Origin of the sequence: Stenotrophomonas sp. 8(2023), from assembly GCF_030345295.1 — a bacterium.
GTDB classification, from domain to species: Bacteria; Pseudomonadota; Gammaproteobacteria; order Xanthomonadales; family Xanthomonadaceae; genus Stenotrophomonas; species Stenotrophomonas muris.
Window position 1 is genome coordinate 1,340,413 of record NZ_CP128404.1, and the last position, 20,481, is coordinate 1,360,893.

Genomic DNA, 20,481 nt, shown 5'->3' on the forward strand with positions numbered 1-20,481 from the left:
GCGCCGCTGCTGGCTAGACTCGATGGGTTGATGAGCAGGCCGGAAGGCAGGGGTGCGATGTGTTGAAGTGGGGCGTGCTGGCCGTAGCGCTGGCGATGGGTGGCAATGCAGCGGCGCAGCAGCGCGAGACGGTGGACCTGGACATGGTCAGCCGCATCCGCCAGGAGGCCTTCCACCGTTCGCAGGTGATGGACACCTTCAGCTATCTCACCGAACGCATCGGCCCGCGGCTGACCAACTCCCCGGCGATGGGCCGCGCCAACGCGTGGACCCGCGGCAAGTTCAACGAATGGAAGCTGGACAACGTCCACGACGAAGCGTTCGATGACTTTGGCCGTGGCTGGGAGTTCACCTCGGCCAGCGTGGAAATGCTGGGCGACCGTGTGCAGCCGCTGCATGCACTGCCCAAGGCCTGGACGCCGGGCACCAAGGGGCCGGTTGAAGGCGAGCTGGTCCAGGTCGAGATCAAGAAGCCCGAAGACATCGAGAAGTATCGCGGCAAGCTGCGCGGCAAGATCCTGCTGCTGGGCGAGGCGCGCGAGTACAAGCGCGGCACCGAGCCGGATTCCCATCGGCATGACGCGACCTCGCTGGAAGGCCTGCAGGCGTTCACCCTGCCGAAGGACCAGGACGCCACCGCCGAGCGCGCCAAGCGGGTCAAGGAGTACCAGGAACGCCAGCAGCTGGCGACCAGGGTCAATGCGTTCTTCGTCGAAGAAGGGGCGCTGGCCTCGATCAGCATCAGCAGCTGGGACAACGGCATCATCCGCGTTGCCGGTGGTGGTTCGCGCAAGGCCGGCGAGCCGGTCGGCATCCCCGAGCTGGCGATGATCAGCGAGCACTTCAACCCGCTGGTGCGCGCGCTGAAGGCCAGGCAGACCGTGCGCCTGCGCGTGGATGTGGCCGCGCGCTTCACCGATGACGCCGACCAGCCCGGCTACAACACGCTGGCCGAGATCCGCGGCAGCAGCAGGCCTGATGAAGTGGTGATGATCGGCGCGCACCTGGATTCCTGGCACAGCGGCACCGGCGCGGCCGACAACGCCGCCGGCGTGGCAGTGATGATGGAGGCCATGCGCATCCTCAAGGCCACCGGCGCCAGGCCCAAGCGCACCATCCGCGTGGCGCTGTGGAGCGGCGAGGAGCAGGGCCTGATCGGCTCGCAGGCCTATGTGGCCAAGCATTTCGGCCGGTTCCCGGAGCCCACCGACCCGGCGCAGAAGGCGCTGCCGGCGTCGCTGCGCGAGCCGACCGGTGCACTGCAGAAGACCCGCGATTACAGCAAGTTCCAGGTCTACTTCAACATGGACAACGGCTCCGGCCGCTTCCGGGGCATCTACGCCCAGGAAAACCTGGCGGCGATGCCGATCTTCGAAGCCTGGCTGGCGCCGTTCCATGACGTCGGCGCCACCACCGTGGCGACCCGCAACACCGGCAGCACCGACCACATCAGCTTCGACCGCATCGGCCTGCCGGGCTTCCAGTTCATCCAGGACCGGCTGGACTACTTCACCAATGTCCACCACAGCCACCTGGACACCTGGGACCACGCCGAACCGGAAGACCTGAAGCAGGCCGCAGCCATCGTCGCCTCGTTCGCCTACAACGCCGCGATGCGCGAGCAGCCGTTCCCGCGCAAGGCGGAACCGTAAAAGGGGACGGAGGGGATTAAGTCGCATCTCCCCTCCGTTTCCCGGTTGCAGTACCCACGGGCTGGGCAATCGCGACTTAATCCCCTCCGTCCCCTTTTTCCGTCGGGGGCGGTGGGCTGGTAAAATCGGGGGATTCCCGTTCCTCGAGCCGTCCATGACCTGCCGCACCCGCTTCGCCCCCAGTCCCACCGGCTACCTGCACATCGGTGGTGCCCGCACCGCGCTGTACTGCTGGCTGGAGGCCCGCCACCGTGGCGGCGAGTTCGTGCTGCGCATCGAGGACACCGACCGTGAACGCAGCACCCAGGGCGCGATCGACGCCATCCTGGAGGCGATGGAGTGGCTGGGCCTGGACTACGACGAAGGCCCGATCTATCAGACCGACCGCGTCGCCCGCTACCGGGAAGTGGCAGAGCAGCTGATCGCCGACGGCAAGGCCTACTACGCCTACGAAACCCGCGAAGAGCTGGACGCGATGCGCGAGGCCGCCATGGCCAGGCAGGAAAAGCCGCGTTACAACGGCGCTGCACGCGAACTGGGCCTGCCGTACAAGGACGACCCGAACCGCGTCATCCGCTTCAAGAACCCGCTGGAAGGTACGGTGGTGTTCGACGACCTGATCAAGGGCCGCATCGAGATCGCCAACAGCGAGCTGGATGACATGGTCATCTTCCGCCCGGACGGCTACCCCACCTACAACTTCGCGGTGGTGGTGGACGACTGGGACATGGGCATCACCGAGGTCATCCGCGGCGACGACCACATCAACAACACCCCGCGCCAGATCAACCTGTACGAGGGCATTGGTGCGCCGGTGCCGAAGTTCGGCCACATGCCGATGATCCTGGACGAGCAGGGCGCCAAGCTGTCCAAGCGCACCGGTGCGGCCGACGTGATGCAGTACAAGGACGCCGGCTACCTGCCCGACGCGCTGCTGAGCTACCTGGCTCGCCTGGGCTGGTCGCACGGTGACCAGGAGCTGTTCAGCCGCCAGGAACTGATCGACCTGTTCGACGTGAGGGACTGCAATTCCAAGGCCTCGCGCCTGGACATGGCCAAGCTGGGTTGGGTCAACCAGCACTTCCTGAAGACCGAGGACGTGGCCGCCATCGTGCCGCACCTGGTCTACCAGCTGCAGAAGCTGGGCCTGGACGTGGCCGCCGGCCCGGCCCCGGAGGATGTGGTGATCGCCCTGCGTGAACGCGTGCAGACCCTGAAGGAAATGGCCGAGAAGGCCGTGGTCTGGTACCAGCCGCTGACCGGGTACGACGAAGCGGCGGTGGCCAAGCACCTCAAGGCCGGTGCCGAGGTGGCGCTGGGCAAGGCCCGCGAGCTGCTGGCAGCGTTGCCGGAGTGGACCGCCGAGTCGGTGGGCGTCGCCCTGCACGACGCGGCCGCAGCGCTGGAGATCGGCATGGGCAAGGTCGCCCAGCCGCTGCGCGTGGCCATCACCGGCACCCAGGTCAGTCCTGACATCTCCCATACCGTTTTCCTGGCCGGCCGCGAGCAGGCCTTGAAACGCATTGATGTGGCCATCACCAAGGTAGCAACGGCCTGAGGCATCCTTGCCAGGCCCGAACCGGAGAACACGCATGCCCGCCAAGACCGCCACTGCCTGTACCGCCCCGCACCACCACGTCCACGACGCATCGGATTTCGTGGCGGTGGTCGAGCGTGTCTCGCGCGAACGCGGGCTGCGCCTGACCCCGATCCGCGCCAACGTGCTGAAGCTGATCGCCGAGGCCGGCAAGCCGGTCAAGGCCTACGAGCTGCTGGAATGGGTGCGCAACGGCAAGGGCGTGGGCGCCGATGCCCCGCCCACCGTGTACCGCGCGCTGGACTTCCTGATGGCCAATGGCTTCGTGCACAAGCTGGAATCGGTCAATGCCTTCGTGGCCTGCCATCACCCCAGCAGTGCCGCGCATTCGGTGCCGTTCCTGATCTGCAACAGCTGCCACAGCGCGGTGGAGCTGGAAGACCGCGAGATCGTCACCCAGCTGGAGAAGCGCGCCAAGGAGCTGGGCTTCCAGCCGCAGGCACAGACGCTGGAAGTGCATGGCCTCTGCGCGCGCTGCGCCGGCTAACGCAACGGTAGTGCCGGCCGCTGGCCGGCATTTTGGAAACGGGGTCAGATCCCTTTGCCAGTGGCAAAGGGATCTGACCCCGTTTCATATCGGTGCGGCAGGGCCTGCGTCCTAGTCCATCGGCTTGGACCGGGTATCCACCCGCACGATCACCGACATGCCGGGCCGCAGCTGCTTTGCCAGCTTCTGATCCCTGTTGATCGATATCCGCACCGGCAGCCGCTGCACCACCTTGGTGAAGTTGCCGCTGGCATTGTCCGGGCGCAGCACGCTGAATTCCGACCCGGTCGCTGGGGCGATCTCCTGCACGCGGCCCCGCAGCACCTGGCCCTGGAACGCGTCCACCGAGAACGTCGCCGGTTGGCCGATCGCCATGCCCCAGGTCTGGCCTTCCTTGTAGTTGGCCACCACCCACAGCGTGTCAGGTACCAGGAACAGCAGCTGCGAACCGGCAGCGACGTACTGGCCCACGCGTACGCTGGCTTCGCTGATCTGGCCGTCGCGTGGTGCGTGGATCACCGTGTTGGCCAGGTCGATGCGGGCCAGTTCCAGCTGCGCCTGCGCGCTTTCCACCTGCGCTTCCAGGCTCTTGCGCGCGACCTGGGTCGACACCAGCGTTTCCTCGGCGATGCGGATCTGCGCCTGCGACTGTTGCACGCTGGCCTGTGCCGACGCCTGGGTGGTGCGGAACTTGTCGCGGTCGTTGATGGACACCAGCTGCTGCGCCGCCAGTTCCTCGTAGCGTTTCAATTCATTGCGCGAACGCTGCAGTTCGGCCTGGCCGGCCGACAGCGTGGCGCGGGCGGAGGCAATCTGTGCGCGGTTCTGCGCCTGTGACTGGTCCGAGTTGGCCAGCGCCGCGCGCGCGCTGTCCAGCGTCGCCTGCGCCTGGGCCACGCGCTGCGCATAGATGCGGTCATCGATGCGCAGCAGCGGCTCGCCCTGCTTCACATGCTGGAAATCCTTCACCAGCACTTCGGTCACATAGCCGTTGACCTGCGGCGCCATCACCGTGATCTGGCCGCGTACATAGGCGTTGTCGGTCACCATCACGCTGCTGGTGAACGGCCACAGGTGCCAGGCGCGCAGGATCAGCGCAATGCCCAGCAAGGCCACTACCACCATCACCACCACGCTGCGGGCGCTGGGCTTGAGGTACTTCGGCGCGACCGCGGGTTCTACCGGCGTGGCCGCGGGCGCCGCGTCGGTCGGCGGCGGTGGGGTGACGTTGTCGGTGTCGTCGGGGCGGGGCGGGACGGGAGGCATGGGAGGACTCAACGGGACGCGGCCGGCGTGGACGCGGTGGAAAGGGCGGGGTGGCGCTTGCGCCATTGCTTGAGCACGGCGGTGCGCAGCGACAGCAGCAGCAACCAGCACAGGAAGCCGATCGCCAGCCAGCCGCTCAGCGTGAACACGTCATTGAAGCCACGCACGTTGGCTTCGCGGCGCGTGGTCTGCGCCAGCTGCGCGCTGCCCTGCGCACTGCGCAGCACCGGGTCGGTGATCTGCGCAGCGTACAGCTGCTGCTGGATGCGCAGCCGTTGCGCGACCACCGGATCGGCCGGATCGAGCTGGCTGGTCAGCGCGCTGGAATACAGCTGCTCGCGATGCAGCTGGAAGGTCCCCAGCACCGCCGAACCTGCCAGGCCACCCAGGGTCTGCGTGATCGACAGCGTCACCAGGAAGGTGATCATGTGGTCGACGCCCTGTTTCAACGCGGCGGAGATGCCGAGCATGATCAGCGGGCCCATGAACATGCCGGCACCGACCGAGGCCAGGAACTGGCTGGCGTAGAAGTCGTGCGGCCGGTCCAGGCTGGTGCGGTGCTGGTCGAAGAACGCGGCGGCGCCCAGCAGCAGGATCGCCATCAGCAGCTGCGCGATCAGCCGCTTCGGTCCGAAGGTGAGCGAGGCGCCGGCGATGCCGACGATCACCCCGGCCAGGATCACTACGAACAACGGCCGCATCTGGTCAGGCCCCATGCCCAGCGTGCGCATCAGGTTGACCACGCCGTAGGACTGCTCGGTGGTCAGGAAGCGGATCAGGAACGCGCCGACGATGAAGTGCAGCACCGGCAGCTTCGACAGCCAGCGGATCTGCAGCAGCGGATTGCGCCGGTAGTGTTCGATGATGAAGGCGGTGGTGGACAGCACGATCGAGGCGACCAGCGCCCAGCCCAGCCATGGGGTGTTGAGCCACCAGCGCGTGTAGCCCTGCGCCAGTACGATCACCAGCAGCGCGACCGCCGGCGCGAGCAGGGCGAAAGTGAGGAAGTCCAATGGCTCGAACGCCTTTACCTGGATGCCCGGCGGCAGCTTCAGCACCACCACTGCCGCGAACGCGCACAGGGCCAGGCCGGCTTCGAAGGAGTACAGCTGGTGCCATTGGCCGGTATCGACCAGGCCTGGTGAAACGATCCAGGCGATCGGCACCGCCAGCTGCGACAGGCCGACACCGACCACCAGCAGATTGCCGGTGAATCGGCGCGGCAGCGCCTGCAGCATGTACAGCGTGCCCAGCGTCGAACAGGCCGCACCCGCGAAGCCGCTGGCGGCTCGGGTCAGCATCGTGGTCTCGAAGCTGCCGACGAACAGGTGCAGCACCGCCAGCGCCGCATACAGGCCCAGGCCGATCTCGGCGAACAGGCGGATGCCGTACTGCTGGCGGAACTTGAAGGCCAGCAGGTTGGCGGTGACATTCACCATCGCATACGCGGCCACCAGCCAGCTGCCCTGGGTCGGAGTGAGCGCCAGCTGGCCCTGCAGGAACGGCAGGTTGGCGGTGACCAGCGCATTGCCGAGGCCGCCGGTGATCGCCACCAGCAACGATACCAGCGCATAGGCCGCGCGCCGGTACGGCGGGTGCCAGGGCATCGACGCCGAGCCGGGCATGGTCGGCTTCTCATGCTCCTCCCAATCCGGAACCGGCTTCAGATACGGCTGGACCATCAACGGGCCTCGCTGGCAGCTCCCTGGAGACCCCCACGCAGCAGCTGCAGGGCACGCCCGGCCAACTGGGCGCGCTCGTCGCGGGTCTTGCCGCGCAGGGCCGCACCCAGCATGCCCGAGATCAGTGAAATATCCGTCTTTTCCAGGTCGTCACGGCACAGCCCGGCGGCCTTGGCGCGCGCGATCGGTTCCTCCAGCAGGTCGCGCACGGTCTCGCGCGCGGCGCGCATGGACGGCACGTCCGAATCAACCGCACGCCAGTAATCGGCCAGTGCCGGCGAATCGATGATGCGCTGGGCCATGCCCTCGAACACCTCGAACAGGGCGTCATCGCGGTCACCGAGCTGTTCGACCTGGCGCCGGATGCGGTCGACCGTGCGCTGCAGCAGCGCCTGGATCAGCGCGGTGCGGTCGGGGAAGTTGCGGTACAGGGTGGCGCGGCCCACCTGGGCGCGTTCGACCACCAGATCCAGCGGGGCGGTGACGCCATGTTGGCCGAAGACATGATCGGCGGCGTCGAGGATGAGGGCACGGCGGGCAGCAGCATCGGCACGTTGAGCGGTCATGGAATCATTTTCGGACAAAAGTGTCCGATTGGCGAGACTTTGAGTGACGGGATTGTCCGGTTGTTGTCGTACGCACACCTTTGTGACGGATGCGTGATGGCGTGGGACGGAATGAAAACGGGGGCCCGAAGGCCCCCGTTCAATGCGGTGGTGCCAGAGCCCTTTCCTTCGGAAAGGGATCCGACCCCGCCGTGCGCGATCAGAAGAACGCGCGGATCCCGAATGCGACTCCACGGCCTGGCAGCGGCGAGTAGTCGCGCAGCAGCGAGGTATGCGGGCGCACTTCGCGGTTGGTCAGGTTGCTGCCATCCAGGAACACCTCGTAGCTGTTGCCCGCGTTGCGATCCCAGCGGTAGGCCAGGTGCGCGTCGACCAGCGTGTAGCCGTCGCTCGGGGCTTCGTTCTGGGCAACGTCCTTCTGGCGGCTGTAACGCACCGCGCCGACCGAGGCGCGCCAGCCGTCCTTCGACCAGCGCAGGTCGGCACCCACGCGGGCCGGGGCGATACGCGGCAGGTAGCCGGTGTTGGCCAGCTCCACGTTGTAATTGTGGTTGTGGTCGCCGTGCGGCACGGCGATGTCGAGGTTGCGGCTGCCGCTGCCATCCAGCTTGGCCTTCACATAGTCACCGAACAGGCGCAGGTCCCAGTCACCGGCGCCACCCTCGAACAGGTGCACCAGCGCTTCGGCCTCGGCGCCGCGGAACACCGCGTCCTGCTGGGTCCAGGCGCGCACCGGCAGCCCCTCGGTAACGCCGGTGTCGGCCAGGTAGATGAAGTCCTTGAACTTGGTCTGGTAGACCGACGCGGAGAAGTCCAGGCGATCGCTGTGGGTATGGATGCCCAGTTCGACGCGCTGGCCGCGCTCGGTTTTCAGGTTGGCGTCGCCGATCTCCATCGAGCGGGTGGCGATGTGCGCGCCGGCGGCGTACAGCTCTTCGTTGGTGGGTGCACGCTCTGAGCTGTCCACGCCGATGCGCAGGTCAACGGAATCGTTGAGCTTCCAGATACCGGCGGCAGACAGGTTGGTGGCACCGAACGTGCGGCGACGGTAGTCACCGGTCGGGTCCAGCTTGACCTGGTCGTGGCGGCCACCCAGTTCCAGCTTGAACGGGCCGAACTGCTTTTCCTGCAGCACGAACAGGCCGATGTTCCTGGTGCCGGTATCCGGTACGAACGCCTCTTCGCCCTTGGCGCCGAAATCGCTGTTGCCGAACTGCAGGCCGAACGCGCCGTCCCAGCCGCCGATCTGCTGCTGCACGGCTTCCAGGCGCGCTTCGATACCACGGTTGGTGAAGCGCGTCGACGGCGTGCCGGCCTCCAGCTCCACGTGCTCGTAGTCGGTGTAAGCCACGCGTGCGTTGATGTTCTTCAGGAACGAGACCGGGTTGTAGATGCCGGCCTTGGTCTCGAAGCGGTTCTGCACCATGTCGATGCGCACGTCATGCTCGTCGCCGCCTTCCTCTTCATCGCCGTGGTCGTGACCGTGGTCATGGCCATGGTCATCACCATCGGCATGCACGTGCGCGCCGTTGGGAATGCCGTAGTTGGTGCGATAGGTGCTGGCCGACACACCGAAGTAACCACCGTCGCCCAGCCACGTTGCGCCGACGCCGCCGGCGCGGGTGCGGATCGAACTGTTGTCCAGGCGGCCGCGGCGCGGTTCTTCGCCCTCGGCTGCATCGTGATCATGGTCGTGATCGTGGTCATGGTGGTCTTCAAGGCTGTCGATCACCGCGTAGCCGGGAATGCGGTAGTCGTCGCCATTGCGCACCAGGCCATCCACGTGCAGCACGACATTGCCGCTGACACCATCGAGGCGGAACATGCCGCTGCGCTCATTGTTCACCGAGTTGCCGCGCAGCTCGGCGCGGCCGCTGAGCGGGCGCTCCGGCAGTTCGCGCGCGATGCGGCCATCCACCACATTGACCGCACCACCGATGGCGCCGCTGCCGAACAGCAGCGTGGCCGGACCCTTCAGCACTTCGATCTGGTCGGCCAGGAACGGCTCGATGCTGGTGGCATGGTCGGCGCTGACCGTGGAGGCGTCCATGTTGCCCATGCCGTTGGACAGCACGGCAACGCGCGGGCCTTCCTGGCCGCGGATGATCGGGCGGCCGACGCCGGGGCCGAAGAAGGTGCTCTGTACGCCCGGCAGCTTGGCCACGGTATCGCCCAGGGTGCCGGCCTTCTGCTCGTCCAGGCGCTCACCGGCCAGCACGTCCACCGGGCGCGCCAGGGATTCGGCATCGCCCTGCAGCGGCGACGCGGTGACCTGTACCGAGGAGAGTTCGGTCAGGTGGCGGTCACGGTGGGAGGTGTCCTGGCCGGCTGCAAAGGCGACGGACGGCAACAGGGCGGCGAGGGCCAGGGCCAGGGAATGCGGCTTGAGCCGAGGGGTGTGGGCGGGCATGGGCAGGTCCTTTGTTACAATGTATCAATCGCAGGGCGCACGAATCCCGTCGAGGGGACAGGGGGAGGGAAAACCGTGCGGTTCGGAGAGGGATGTTATATTATTCCATAACGATTCGCCGACCCTGCTGGAAGTCATGTCCCTGTCCTCACGCCTGCGCCACCTGCTCGACCGTTTCGGTGCCACTGGTTCGATGCTGTGCGCAGTGCATTGCGCGGTGATCCCCGTGCTGCTGGCGGCGGCGCCGTCGCTGGGCCTGTCGTTCTGGCTGAGCGATGGCGTGGAACAGGCGCTGGTGGTGTTCGTGACCCTGCTCGGGCTGTTCAGCCTGGTCTGGGGCTATCGCCGCCACGGTGCGCTGCGTGCGCTCGGCTTCCTGATCCCCGGCCTGGTCGCGCTGTGGGCCGGCGTGCTGTACGACCCGCTGCACCACAATGCGGTGCCGCATGCGGTGGTGATGACCATCGGCGGCCTGCTGGTGGGCGTTGCCCACCTGGTCAACCTGCGCCTCAACCACGGCCACGTGCACGACGCAAGCTGCGCGCACTAGGCACGCCGTGATAGGATTTCCGATCGTGCGCGGGGGCGCCCAGCAAGGCGGCCCCGCCGAACCCGTGTCAGTACGGGGTAACCAGATTTCACACTTGAGGAGTTGAAGACATGGGTAAGGGTGACCGCAAGACCGCCAAGGGCAAGCGCTACAACGCCAGCTACGGCAACGCCCGTTCGCACACCGCGAGCAAGGTCGCCGTAGGCGCCGCCGCCCCGGTTGCCAAGAAGACCGTGGCCAAGGCTCCGGCGAAGAAGGCCGTGGCGAAGAAGGCCGTCGCCAAGGCCTGATCAGGCCGACCGACCGGTCCAAGGAAAACGCGGCGCCTGGCGCCGCGTTTTTTTATGCACGTTCCTGCAGGGCCGAGCCCATGTGCGGCTGGCGTAATGCAGCCGAGCATGGGCTCGCTCTACAGGGAATTCAGCGCAGGGTCTGCTTCAGCGTTTCCGGATTGCCATCGTTCGGCGCGGCCGGCACCTGCAGCAGGTGGGCCAGCAGCGGGTAGACGTCGACATTGTCGAAGCCGTCGATCACCAGGCCCTGGCGGAACGAGGGGCCGCTGGCCACGAACACTGCGCGCATGGAGGGCAGGGCGTTGTCGTAGCCGTGCGAGCCACGGTCCTGCTTCGCGCGCTTGGCGATCTTCTCGCGGTGCAGCGCATCCCAGCCTTCATCCATCGCACAGACGATGGCCGGAACCCGCGGATGCGTGCCGTAGTGCCAGCGCGCCGGCAGGTTCTCCTTCTTCCAGCACTCGTAGTGCGCATGGCGGCCGAGCAGGGCGCGTTCGGCCTCAGCCTCACGACCGGCCACTGGCGCGAAGCCCACCGACTGGCCCTGGCTGACGTTGCGCGCGATGGACGGGTCGGCCATCGATTCGGTGGCGATCACGTGGCCGTCGGCGACGCTGGCCATGCCGTGGTCGGACACCACGATCACATTGGTGGTGGCGGCCAGGCCGCGCTGCTGCAGGCCGTCGAGCACCTGCCCGACGATCAGGTCGGCGCGTGCGATGGCGTCGGCGTACTGCTTCGACCCGGGGCCGTAGTTGTGCCCGGCCTTGTCCACGTGCTCCATGTACAGCGTGGTCAGTCGCGGGGCATCGGCGTCGGTCTGTGCCAGCCAGTCGAGCACGATACCGGCACGCTGCTCCAGCGATTCCTTGCCGTCGTAGATCCGCCACTGGCTGGGGCGCACACCACGGATTTCCGATTCACTGCCCGGCCACGACGTCGTGGCGGTGCGCACGCCGGCGTTCTCGGCGCCGACCCAGATCGGTTCACCGCCCCACCAGGCACTGGTGGTGACGGCCTCGCGGTTGCTCAGCTCGAAACGGCCCAGCGCTTCATCGTCCATGCTGTTGTTGACGATGCCATGGTGGTCCGGGCGCAGGCCGGTGACGATGGTGTAGTGGTTGGGAAACGTCAGGGAAGGATAGGACGGTGTCATCCAGCGGGCGCGCACGCCGCCGTCGATCATCCGCTGCAGGTTCGGGGTCAGCCCGCGGTCCAGCGCATCGGCGCGCAGGCCGTCGATGGAGATCAGCAGCAGCTTCGGCGGTGCGGCCGATGCGACGGACGTGGGAACGGAGGCGGTAGGGGCAGGCGCAGTGGTGCAGGCAGCCAATGGCAGCAGCAGCGCCAGCGAACAGGTCAGGCGTACGGAAGTCATCCGTGCATGATAAGCCGGTGCAATTACCGGCCCAAGACACGGCGCGCCAGGATCGCCCGGGGTCAGATCCCTTTTCCACGGGAAAAGGGATCTGACCCCGATGTTCAGGCGAACAGCGGGGCCTGGCGTTGTTCCAGCCGCAGCAGCGCCGCCTTGGTTTCCAGGCCGCCACCGAAGCCGGTCAGCGCGCCGTTGCTGCCGATCACGCGGTGGCAGGGCAGGATGATCGGCAACGGGTTGCGCCCGTTGGCCGCGCCCACCGCGCGGGTCGCGCTGGGCTGTCCCAGGTGTTGCGCCAGTTGCAGGTAGCTCCAGGTCTGGCCGAACGGAATCAGCGCCAGCGCCTGCCACACGCGCAGCTGGAACGGCGTACCACGCGGCGCCAGCACAAGGTCGAAGCTGTTGCGCTCGCCGTGCAGGAACTGCAGCAGCTGCTCGCGTGCTTCCGGCAAGGCATCCGGTGCGTAAAGCCAGTCATCACGCCCGCGCGCGGGGTGGCGGTTCTCCGGGAACAGCACGTGTGACAGGCCACGCTCGTCGCCGGCGATGGTCAACACGCCGATCGGGCTGTCGAAACGATCGAACAACAGTGTCATGTCGGTTCTCCAACGAATGTGCCGGACAGGTGCCACAGGTGCAGCACGGCGTAGGCGCGCCAGGGACGCCACGGTTGCGAGCGCGCTTCGGTTGCGCGTTCGCTCAGGCGCTGGCCCTGCGCGTGGCCGAGGACCTGCTGCAGTACAAGATCGCCGGCCGGGAAGGCATCGGGCTGGCCGAGGCCACGCAAAGCGATGTACTGCGCGGTCCATGGGCCGATGCCGGGCAGTGCCACGCAGCGGGCAACAAACTCTTCCAGCGCCTGGCCGGGCCCGAAGTCGAGCTGGCCGCTGGCGCAGGCGGTGGCCAGTGCACGCACGGTCGCGGCGCGGCTGCGCGGCAGGCCGATTGATTCCAGAGGCGCCTCGGCCAATACCTCGGGTGCCGCGAACTGGCGATCAAAGTCGGACGACATGCCCGGCAGGTGCGCGCCATAGGCATCGACCAGCCGCCGCGCGAAGGTGGTGGCGGCGGCAACAGTAACCTGCTGGCCGAGCACGGCGCGCACGCCCACTTCGAAGCCATCCCAGCCGCCGGGCACGCGCAGCCCCGGGCGCTCGGCGATGCCGCGCGCCAGCAAGGGTTCCTCACCCAATGCGGCGTGCACCTGCTGCAGGTCGGCATCCAGATCAAACACGCGACGCACGCGGCGCACGATGTCCGGGATCAGGCGCGGATCCACCGCACCCAGCTGCAGGCGCAGCTCCGGGCGCTTCGGGTCGGCAGTGACGCGCAGCAGGGTGGGGCGCTCCGGCGTGCCCAGCACGCGCTGGTAGCTGTCCTCGCCAATCAGTTCGATGCCGGGCAGGCTGCGCTTGCGCAGGAACGCCAGCATGCGCGGGAAGTCCAGCGGCGGACGGTAGCCCAGGCGCAACACCAGGCCGCCATCGTCGGCGGCCAGCGGTTGATGCTGGCGGCGCAGTGCGGTGGGGGCCATGCCGCAGCCCTGCAGGAATGCGGTATTGAAGCGGCGCAGGCTGTTGTATCCGGCGGCCAGTGCGACGTCGGTCACCGCCAGCGTGGTCTCGGTCAGCAGTTGCTTGGCCAGCAGCAGGCGATGGGTGGCGTGGATCTGCCCGGGCGTCGCGCCCAGGCGTTCGACGAACAGGCGCTGCAGCTGGCGCGCGCTGAGGCCGAGCTTCGTAGCAAGATCGGCCACCGGCTGCTCCTGCAGGAAGCCGCCGTGGATCAGGGCCAGGGCGCGCTGTACGGTCTGCCCGGCCAGTGCCTGCTGGGCCTGTGGTGCCAGCTCCGGGCGGCAGCGCAGGCACGGGCGATAGCCGGCGGCGGCGGCAGCAGCGGCGGTCGGGTAGTAGGTGATGTTGCGCGGCTTCGGGGGCGGTGCGGGGCAGACCGGGCGGCAATAGATGCCGGTGCTGCGCACGGCGGTGAAGAACACGCCGTCGAAACGTGCGTCGCGGGCCAGGCGGGCGCGGTCGCAGGCGGCGGTGTCGAGGGCGAGGGCGGTGTCCATGGCGGCAGTCTAGGCGGGTGCGGGCGGGGATACTCGCCACATTCGGACATGGATGCTGAAGGGGGTCACGCCGGGCTGCGCCCGGACCCGCGGTAGTGCCGGCCGCTGGCCGGCAACAGCAACAGCAGAAGCGGGATTCCTGTGGGATGGCGTGGTGGGTCCGGTGGCAGGGGACGCCGTGAACCCCCAGACCGGCCCAGCCGCTGGCGGCTGTGCGTTCGGGCGCTTGCGAAGCAGTGCTTCGCAAGCAAAGCGCCCTCACCCCTGGGGACTTGGTCGCGGCATCCATGCCGCTCGCACCCCTGCCACCGGACCCACCACGCCTTCGACAGGTTCCTGAGGCTGTTGGTAGGTGCCGACCTTGGTCGACACGCTTTCCCAAGGGTCAGAAGGGGTTCAGTGCCACGCGCTGAATGCGCGGCCTGGACGGGTAGACTGTGGCTCTTGGTCCCATGAATCCCGGTTGCCCGATGTCCGCCAAATTCCGCTGGTTGCCCCTGTTGTGCCTGGCCCTGGCGGGCTGCAGTCAGCTGGAGAATCCGGGCAACGTGACCGCTGCCGACAAGGCAGCGCGGGCGCCGGCCAGTGATGGCGAGAACATGGTTTCGATCAATGCCGCCGACGCGCCACCGGCACCGGCACCACCGCGCAGCCAGGCGGGTCGGCCGTGGCCGCAGGCGCAGCTGGAAAATGGGCGTGCGTGGGTCAGTTGCAGCACGGAATATGCGGGCGATGCCGGCGACGGTGCCGAACTGGAAGGGCTGCAGCGCGAGCAGATCACCCAGGCCCTGGCGCCGTGTGCCGAGCGTGGGCTGATGCGCGTACGTTACGCCGGCAAGATCAATCCGGGCTTCGCCGAAATGATGTGGCGGTTGGCGGTGGTCGCTGACGAACTGAAGATCCACAAGCGCATCCTCGACCTGGACTCCAGTGGTGGCCAGGTGGAGTCGGCGATCGTGGCCGGTGACAGCATCGGTGAATCGGGCTGGACCATCTGGGTGCGCGAAGGCTCCATCTGCCACAGCGCCTGCGTGTTCGTGCTGGCTGCCGGTGACAACCGCCTGCTGTCGGGCAAGGTCGGCATCCACCGCATGATGCGGATCAGCTCCAAGGCCACCTCGCGCGCCGAGCTCAACCGCGAGCTGCACGAAGTCTACGACAACGTGAAGGATTACCTGCAGCGCAATGGCGTGGCGGTGGGCGTGGCCGATCTGATGATGACCGTGCCCAATCGCAGCCTGCGCCTGCTGACGCCGGATGAGCTGCGCCAGTACGGCCTGGATGGCACCAACGCGGTGCAGGACGATCTGGAACGGATCAAGCAGATGCGCGCCTGCGGCGATGACTTCGTGCAGCGCAAGGACGCGTTCCTGATCGCCTTCGACCAGCAGTGCAAGCGCGACGGCGCCGACATGGAATCGATCAACAGCTGCGGCCAGGCCCTGAAGCAGCGCTTCGGTTTCCCGGATGCGGTATGCCCGGACGAAAGCCCGCTGTCGGAGATCGATGTGGCGACGCTGCCACCGGCACCGTCGGAGCCGCCGCCGGTGGCCGAGCAGCCGCCAGCGAACACCGCCGCGCCCGCCGCGCAAGCTGATGCGGCAGCGGTGGAGGGCAACGCTCCGGCACGCTGACGGCGTAGTCACCGCGCTGGCGTAGACTGCGGTTCTCTCCAGAAAACCGGCGGTGTCCATGAAGCGCGTGCTCCTGCTGCTGTCCCTGCTGCCCCTGACCGTGTTGGCGCAGGCCCCTGCGCCGGCCACGCCTGCGCCGGCCCCGGCACGCCCGGCACCAGCCTCGCCGGCAGCTGCGAAGCCCGCTACCGCCGGTTCCCCTGCGTTGACCGCTGCTCAACAGGCGCAGGTGCAGAAACAGGACGCGGAAATGGGCGCCGCCGCAGTGAAGGCAGCGCAGCTGGTCGACGCCAACCGCGCCGGCGAATTGTGGGATGGCGCTTCGGCCGTCGCGCGTCGTGCGGTGCCGAAGGCCGCTTTCGTCAGCCAGTTGGCCGCCGAGCGTACGCGCCTGGGTGCGCTGGCCGGGCGTGGCCAGCCGACCATCACCCGCGTCAAGTACAGCGCCGGTGCAGCAGTGCCGGAAGGGCTGTACATCAACGTCAGCTTCCCGACCCGTTTCGCCAACAGCGCACAGCCGGTGCGCGAGCTGGTCTCGTTCCGTTTCGACGAGGACCAGGTGTGGCGCCTGGCCGGTTACAGCCTGCGCGCGTCGGCACCCTGAGGAGGTGAATGATGGCAACTGAACTGACGATGCTGGCCTGGTCGGTACTGCTGGGCTTCGTGTACATCTTCGCCACCTCCACGGTGGTCACCCGCGAGCGCGGGATGAAGTGGAATGCTTCGGCACGCGATGGCGATGCAAAGCCGCTCAGCCCGCTGGCCGGTCGCCTGCAGCGTGCGCAGGCCAATTTCCTGGAGACGTTTCCGTTCTTCGCCGCCGCCGCCATCGCAGTGGTCGTGGCCGGTCGCGGCAACGACACCACTGCACTGGCGGCGCAGGCCTACTTCTGGGCGCGTGTGGTCTATCTGCCCCTGTACGCCGCAGGCGTGCCCTACGTGCGCAGCCTGGTGTGGCTGGTGTCGCTGCTATCGATCCTGGCGCTCGTGTTCGCACTTCTGTAAGTCGGCCTGATCCAGATCAAGGCCGCTCAGGCGCGCGGCGCTATGCTGGCGCGGACTGGATCAACGGCAGGAGGCGCGCATGCGCAGGATGGACGTGGTGGTGGTCGGCGCCGGACCGGCAGGTCTGTGCTTCGCGCGCGCGCTGGCCGGCAGCGGGCTGCAGGTCGGGCTGGTCGAAGTGCAGCCGCGCCAGGCGCTGGCCGAGGCCGCCTTTGATGGCCGTGAGATCGCGTTGACCCATGCCTCGCGGCAGAGCATGGAGCAGCTGGGGCTGTGGCAGCGCCTGCCGCACGCTGAAATTGCTGATCTGCGCGATGCCAGGGTGATGAACGGCGGCTCGCCGTTCGCGCTGACCTTCGCCAGCAGCCAGGTCGACGGCCAGCCGCTGGGATGGCTGGTACCCAACCATCTGATCCGTCGCGCCGCGTGGGATGCCGTGCTGGGCCAGGACGGCCTGGAGCTGTTCGACGGGCGCAAGGTGCTGGGCGTGCAGGCCGATGCGCAGGGCCACGTGGTCAAACTCGATGACGGCAGCCAACTGCATGCGCGGCTGCTGGTGGCCGCTGACAGCCGCTTCTCCGCCACCCGCCGCATGCTCGGCATCGGTGCGCAGATGCGCGACTTCGGCAAGTCGATGCTGGTGTGCCGCATGCAGGTCGAGCGCGACCATCACCACACCGCCTGGGAGTGGTTCGGCTACGGCCGCACGATGGCGCTGCTGCCGCTCAACGAGGGCCAGGCATCGGCGGTGATCACGCTGCCGCCGCGGCAGATCGAGGCGCTGCTGGCGATGGACGAGGTAGCCTTCGGTGAGGCCATCAGTGCCTGCTTCGAACACCGCCTGGGCCGGATGCAGCCGGTGGCCACGCCGCAGGCGTATCCGCTGGTGGGTGTGTACGCGGATCGCTTCGTCGGCGAGCGTTCTGCGCTGATCGGTGATGCCGCGGTGGGCATGCATCCGGTCACCGCGCATGGCTTCAACCTGGGCCTGACCAGCGCACAGCGGTTGGCGCAGGGCATCGTCGCGCAGCAGCGCCGTGGTGCCGACATTGCCGCCGCCGGCATGCTGGCCAGCTACCAGCGTGGTCATCGGCTGGCGTCGCGGCCGCTGTACGAGGCCACCAATGCGATCGCCAGCCTGTACACCGACGACCGTCGCCCGGCGCGCCTGCTGCGTGCGGCCGGCCTGCGCCTGGCGCAGGGCGTGGCACCGTTCAGGCAGCTGATTGCCTCGCACCTGACCCAGCGCGTGGCCTGAACAGCTTCAGATCAGCCTGCAGCCAGCACCCGGATCTGGCTGTCGGCGAATTCGACCACCTGGCCTGCGCGGATCTTGCAGGCCTTGCGCAGTTCCACTTCGCCGTCGACCCGTACCTGGCCCTCGCTGATGACCATCTTGGCCTCGCCGCCACTGGTGACCAGATCGGCCAGCTTGAGCAGCTGCTTGAGTTCGACGTAGTCACCGTCGAGGTCGAATTCGAGAATCTGCATGGAGCGGGGTTCCTGGGAAGAGGGCGCAGGCCAGCGGCCGGGCCGGGAAGAGGGCGCGTATTGTGCGCCAGCACGGGCCCGACGGCATCTGTGAGGAAAGCTGTATGCCTCGTTCAGCATCAATGCGGTATCATTCCGCTCTGAGCGAGTGAAATCTCCTCCGACCGAGCAGCGCCAGGGCACGCGATAAGAAGGGCGCCCAAAGCGCGGACCATCACCTTTTTTATCGCACTGCCAGGAAGACGGCAGTGCCTTCGGAGTTCCCCATGTCCCAAGATTCCCAAGCGCCGCTGCAGTTTGCGCAGCTCGGCCTGTCCGAGCCCGTGATGCAGGCCGTCACCGCCATCGGCTACGAAACCCCGTCGCCGATCCAGGCCGCCACCATCCCGGCGATGCTGGAAGGCCGCGACGTGCTGGGCCAGGCCCAGACCGGTACCGGCAAGACCGCTGCCTTTGCACTGCCGGTACTGTCCAACATCGACCTGCAGCAGATCAAGCCCCAGGCCCTGATCCTGGCGCCGACCCGCGAGCTGGCCATCCAGGTTGCCGAGGCGTTCCAGTCCTATTCGTCGAAGATCCCCGGCTTCCGCGTGCTGCCGGTGTACGGCGGCCAGCCCTACGGCCAGCAGCTGTCGGCCCTGCGCCGCGGCGTGCATATCGTGGTCGGTACCCCCGGCCGCGTAATCGATCACCTGGACCGCAGCACCCTGGACCTGTCCGAGCTGAAGACGCTGGTGCTGGACGAAGCCGATGAAATGCTGCGCATGGGCTTCATCGACGACGTCGAAGCGGTGCTGAAGAAGCTGCCGGAGCAGCGCCAGGTGGCCCTGTTCTCGGCCACCATGCCGCCGCAGATCCGCCGCATCGCGCAGACCTACCTGCAGGACCCGGTGGAAGTGACCATCGCGGCCAAGACCACTACGTCGGCCAACATCCGCCAGCGTTACTGGTGGGTGAGCGGCATGCACAAGCTGGACGCGCTGACCCGCATCCTGGAAGTCGAGCCGTTCGACGCGATGATCATCTTCGCGCGGACCAAGGCCGGCACCGAAGAACTGGCCAGCAAGCTGCAGGCGCGTGGCCTGGCCGCTGCCGCCATCAACGGTGACATGCAGCAGGCCCAGCGTGAGCGGACCATCGCCATGCTGAAGGAAGGCAAGCTGGACATCCTGGTCGCCACCGACGTGGCCGCGCGCGGCCTGGACGTGGAGCGCATCAGCCACGTGCTGAACTACGACATCCCGTACGACACCGAAAGCTACGTGCACCGCATCGGCCGTACCGGTCGTGCCGGCCGCAGCGGCGAGGCGATCCTGTTCGCCACCCCGCGCGAGAAGGGCATGCTGCGCCAGATCGAGCGCGCCACCCGCCAGCCGATCGAAGAGATGCAGCTGCCGAGCGTGGAAGCGGTCAACGACACCCGCATCAACAAGTTCACCTCGCGCATCAGCGAAACCCTCGGCGCCGGTGGCCTGGACTTCTACCGCCAGCTGCTGGAGCGCTTCGAGAACGAGCAGAACGTGCCGGCCATCGAGATCGCTGCCGCGCTGGCCAAGCTGCTGCAGGGCGATACCCCGTTCCTGCTGCAGCCGCCGGTGCGTGCCCCGCGCGAAGAGCGCGCACCGCGCGAGCGCTTCGACCGTGGTGACCGCCCGGAACGTGGTGATCGCTTCGACCGCAACGAACGGGGTCCGCGCTTCGAGCGTGGCCCGCGCCGTGACGACGCCGAAGGTGGTTTTGAACAGCGTCCGCGCCGTGAGGTTCCGCCGCGTGGTGCACCGGAGCAGGGCATGGAGACCTACCGTATTTCGGTCGGTCACCAGCATGGCGTGAAGCCGGCCAACATCGTCGGCGCCATTGCCAACGAAGCCGGCCTGGAAAGCCGCTTCATCGGCCGCATCGACATCCACGACGACTTCTCGCTGCTGGACCTGCCGGCACAGATGCCGCCGGACGTGCTGTCGCACCTGCAGAAGGTCTGGGTGTCCGGCCAGCAGCTGCAGATGCGTGCGCTGGCTCCGGGTGAAGACACCAACCCGGCCCCGCGCCCGTTCAAGCCGCGCTTCGACAAGCGTGGCCCGGGCGGTCCGGGTGGCCCGCGTCGTGCCGGCCCGGGCGGCCATGGTGGCGACCGCGGCGGTGACCGCGACAGTCGCCCGCCGCGTCGTGACGGCTTCAAGCCGCGCGGCCCGCGCAGCTTCTAAGCCGCACCCGCAGCCGTCCACACCACCGCCAGCCCCCGGGCTGGCGGACAGAAAAAGGGGACGGAGGGGATTAAGTCGTATCTGGCTGGTCATGCGCCTGTGCCAAGAACGACTTAATCTCCTCCGTCCCCTTTTTCGCATGGCCCACACATTGCCGGTCCTAGGCTGAGCCGGTTCCTAAGGAGGTTGTCACCG

18 protein-coding genes are annotated in these 20,481 nt (G+C 67.6%); 10 read left to right on the forward strand and 8 right to left on the reverse strand.

Features of this window, described 5'->3' with window-relative positions; translation table 11 throughout:
• Nucleotides 1-59 precede the first annotated feature (59 nt).
• The 3 genes from QP609_RS06195 to QP609_RS06205 all read left to right on the forward strand — a co-directional run bounded on the left by QP609_RS06195 (nt 60) and on the right by QP609_RS06205 (nt 3,736).
• The gene (locus QP609_RS06195; protein ID WP_197621016.1) at nt 60-1,652 is read left to right on the forward strand and encodes a M20/M25/M40 family metallo-hydrolase; all 1,593 of its coding nucleotides are present in this window, start codon (nt 60-62) and stop codon (nt 1,650-1,652) included.
• A gap of 154 nt (nt 1,653-1,806) precedes the next feature.
• On the forward strand, nt 1,807-3,210 hold the full coding sequence (gltX, locus tag QP609_RS06200) for a glutamate--tRNA ligase (protein WP_197621015.1): 1,404 nt from the start codon (nt 1,807-1,809) through the stop codon (nt 3,208-3,210).
• Nucleotides 3,211-3,244: 34 nt separating this feature from the next.
• Entirely contained in the window at nt 3,245-3,736 is a 492-nt protein-coding gene (locus QP609_RS06205; RefSeq protein WP_004150412.1) for a Fur family transcriptional regulator, read from the forward strand.
• A 111-nt stretch (nt 3,737-3,847) separates the two neighbouring features.
• Here the strand turns inward: QP609_RS06205 and QP609_RS06210 are convergent, their stop codons facing one another.
• From QP609_RS06210 to QP609_RS06225, 4 genes are all read right to left on the reverse strand, one after another.
• Nucleotides 3,848-5,002: an HlyD family secretion protein gene (locus tag QP609_RS06210; protein WP_049420618.1), complete on the reverse strand. Its 1,155-nt coding sequence runs from the start codon at nt 5,000-5,002 to the stop codon at nt 3,848-3,850.
• Between the two features lie 8 nt (nt 5,003-5,010).
• On the reverse strand, nt 5,011-6,684 hold the full coding sequence (locus tag QP609_RS06215) for an MFS transporter (protein ID WP_032956775.1): 1,674 nt from the start codon (nt 6,682-6,684) through the stop codon (nt 5,011-5,013).
• Entirely contained in the window at nt 6,684-7,250 is a 567-nt protein-coding gene (locus QP609_RS06220) for a TetR/AcrR family transcriptional regulator (protein WP_014646454.1), read from the reverse strand. Before QP609_RS06220 ends, QP609_RS06215 begins: the two co-directional genes overlap by 1 nt.
• A 199-nt stretch (nt 7,251-7,449) precedes the next feature.
• The gene (locus QP609_RS06225; protein ID WP_142234442.1) at nt 7,450-9,660 is read right to left on the reverse strand and encodes a TonB-dependent receptor; all 2,211 of its coding nucleotides are present in this window, start codon (nt 9,658-9,660) and stop codon (nt 7,450-7,452) included.
• A 136-nt stretch (nt 9,661-9,796) separates the two neighbouring features.
• Between QP609_RS06225 and QP609_RS06230 the strand changes: the two genes are divergently transcribed.
• The gene (locus tag QP609_RS06230; protein WP_008264835.1) at nt 9,797-10,210 is read left to right on the forward strand and encodes a MerC domain-containing protein; all 414 of its coding nucleotides are present in this window, start codon (nt 9,797-9,799) and stop codon (nt 10,208-10,210) included.
• 110 nt (nt 10,211-10,320) lie between these two features.
• Complete coding sequence (locus QP609_RS06235) at nt 10,321-10,500, forward strand: 30S ribosomal protein THX (protein ID WP_004150462.1); 180 nt, start codon at nt 10,321-10,323, stop codon at nt 10,498-10,500.
• A 130-nt stretch (nt 10,501-10,630) separates the two neighbouring features.
• On the opposite strand, the gene QP609_RS06240 is transcribed toward QP609_RS06235, so the two are convergent.
• The 3 genes from QP609_RS06240 to QP609_RS06250 all read right to left on the reverse strand — a co-directional run bounded on the left by QP609_RS06240 (nt 10,631) and on the right by QP609_RS06250 (nt 13,952).
• Entirely contained in the window at nt 10,631-11,881 is a 1,251-nt protein-coding gene (locus QP609_RS06240; RefSeq protein WP_197621014.1) for an ectonucleotide pyrophosphatase/phosphodiesterase, read from the reverse strand.
• 104 nt (nt 11,882-11,985) lie between these two features.
• The gene (locus tag QP609_RS06245; RefSeq protein WP_014646457.1) at nt 11,986-12,477 is read right to left on the reverse strand and encodes a methylated-DNA--[protein]-cysteine S-methyltransferase; all 492 of its coding nucleotides are present in this window, start codon (nt 12,475-12,477) and stop codon (nt 11,986-11,988) included.
• A complete protein-coding gene (locus QP609_RS06250) occupies nt 12,474-13,952 on the reverse strand; it encodes a DNA-3-methyladenine glycosylase 2 (RefSeq protein WP_197621013.1) in 1,479 nt (492 codons plus the stop codon). Before QP609_RS06250 ends, QP609_RS06245 begins: the two co-directional genes overlap by 4 nt.
• A gap of 470 nt (nt 13,953-14,422) precedes the next feature.
• On the opposite strand from QP609_RS06250, the gene QP609_RS06255 reads away from it, so the two are divergent.
• The 4 genes from QP609_RS06255 to ubiM all read left to right on the forward strand — a co-directional run bounded on the left by QP609_RS06255 (nt 14,423) and on the right by ubiM (nt 17,849).
• The gene (locus QP609_RS06255; RefSeq protein WP_041863185.1) at nt 14,423-15,586 is read left to right on the forward strand and encodes a hypothetical protein; all 1,164 of its coding nucleotides are present in this window, start codon (nt 14,423-14,425) and stop codon (nt 15,584-15,586) included.
• A 58-nt stretch (nt 15,587-15,644) separates the two neighbouring features.
• Nucleotides 15,645-16,190, forward strand: coding sequence for a DUF4019 domain-containing protein (locus tag QP609_RS06260; RefSeq protein WP_046429681.1), 546 nt, complete (start codon nt 15,645-15,647; stop codon nt 16,188-16,190).
• A gap of 11 nt (nt 16,191-16,201) precedes the next feature.
• Nucleotides 16,202-16,591: an MAPEG family protein gene (locus QP609_RS06265; RefSeq protein WP_046429692.1), complete on the forward strand. Its 390-nt coding sequence runs from the start codon at nt 16,202-16,204 to the stop codon at nt 16,589-16,591.
• Nucleotides 16,592-16,670: 79 nt separating this feature from the next.
• The gene (gene ubiM / locus QP609_RS06270; RefSeq protein WP_197621012.1) at nt 16,671-17,849 is read left to right on the forward strand and encodes a 5-demethoxyubiquinol-8 5-hydroxylase UbiM; all 1,179 of its coding nucleotides are present in this window, start codon (nt 16,671-16,673) and stop codon (nt 17,847-17,849) included.
• Between the two features lie 11 nt (nt 17,850-17,860).
• Here ubiM and QP609_RS06275 read toward each other — a convergent pair whose 3' ends face one another.
• Nucleotides 17,861-18,082, reverse strand: coding sequence for an RNA-binding S4 domain-containing protein (locus QP609_RS06275; RefSeq protein ID WP_014036469.1), 222 nt, complete (start codon nt 18,080-18,082; stop codon nt 17,861-17,863).
• A 266-nt stretch (nt 18,083-18,348) separates the two neighbouring features.
• On the opposite strand from QP609_RS06275, the gene QP609_RS06280 reads away from it, so the two are divergent.
• Nucleotides 18,349-20,286, forward strand: coding sequence for a DEAD/DEAH box helicase (locus QP609_RS06280; RefSeq protein ID WP_197621011.1), 1,938 nt, complete (start codon nt 18,349-18,351; stop codon nt 20,284-20,286).
• Nucleotides 20,287-20,481 lie beyond the last annotated feature (195 nt).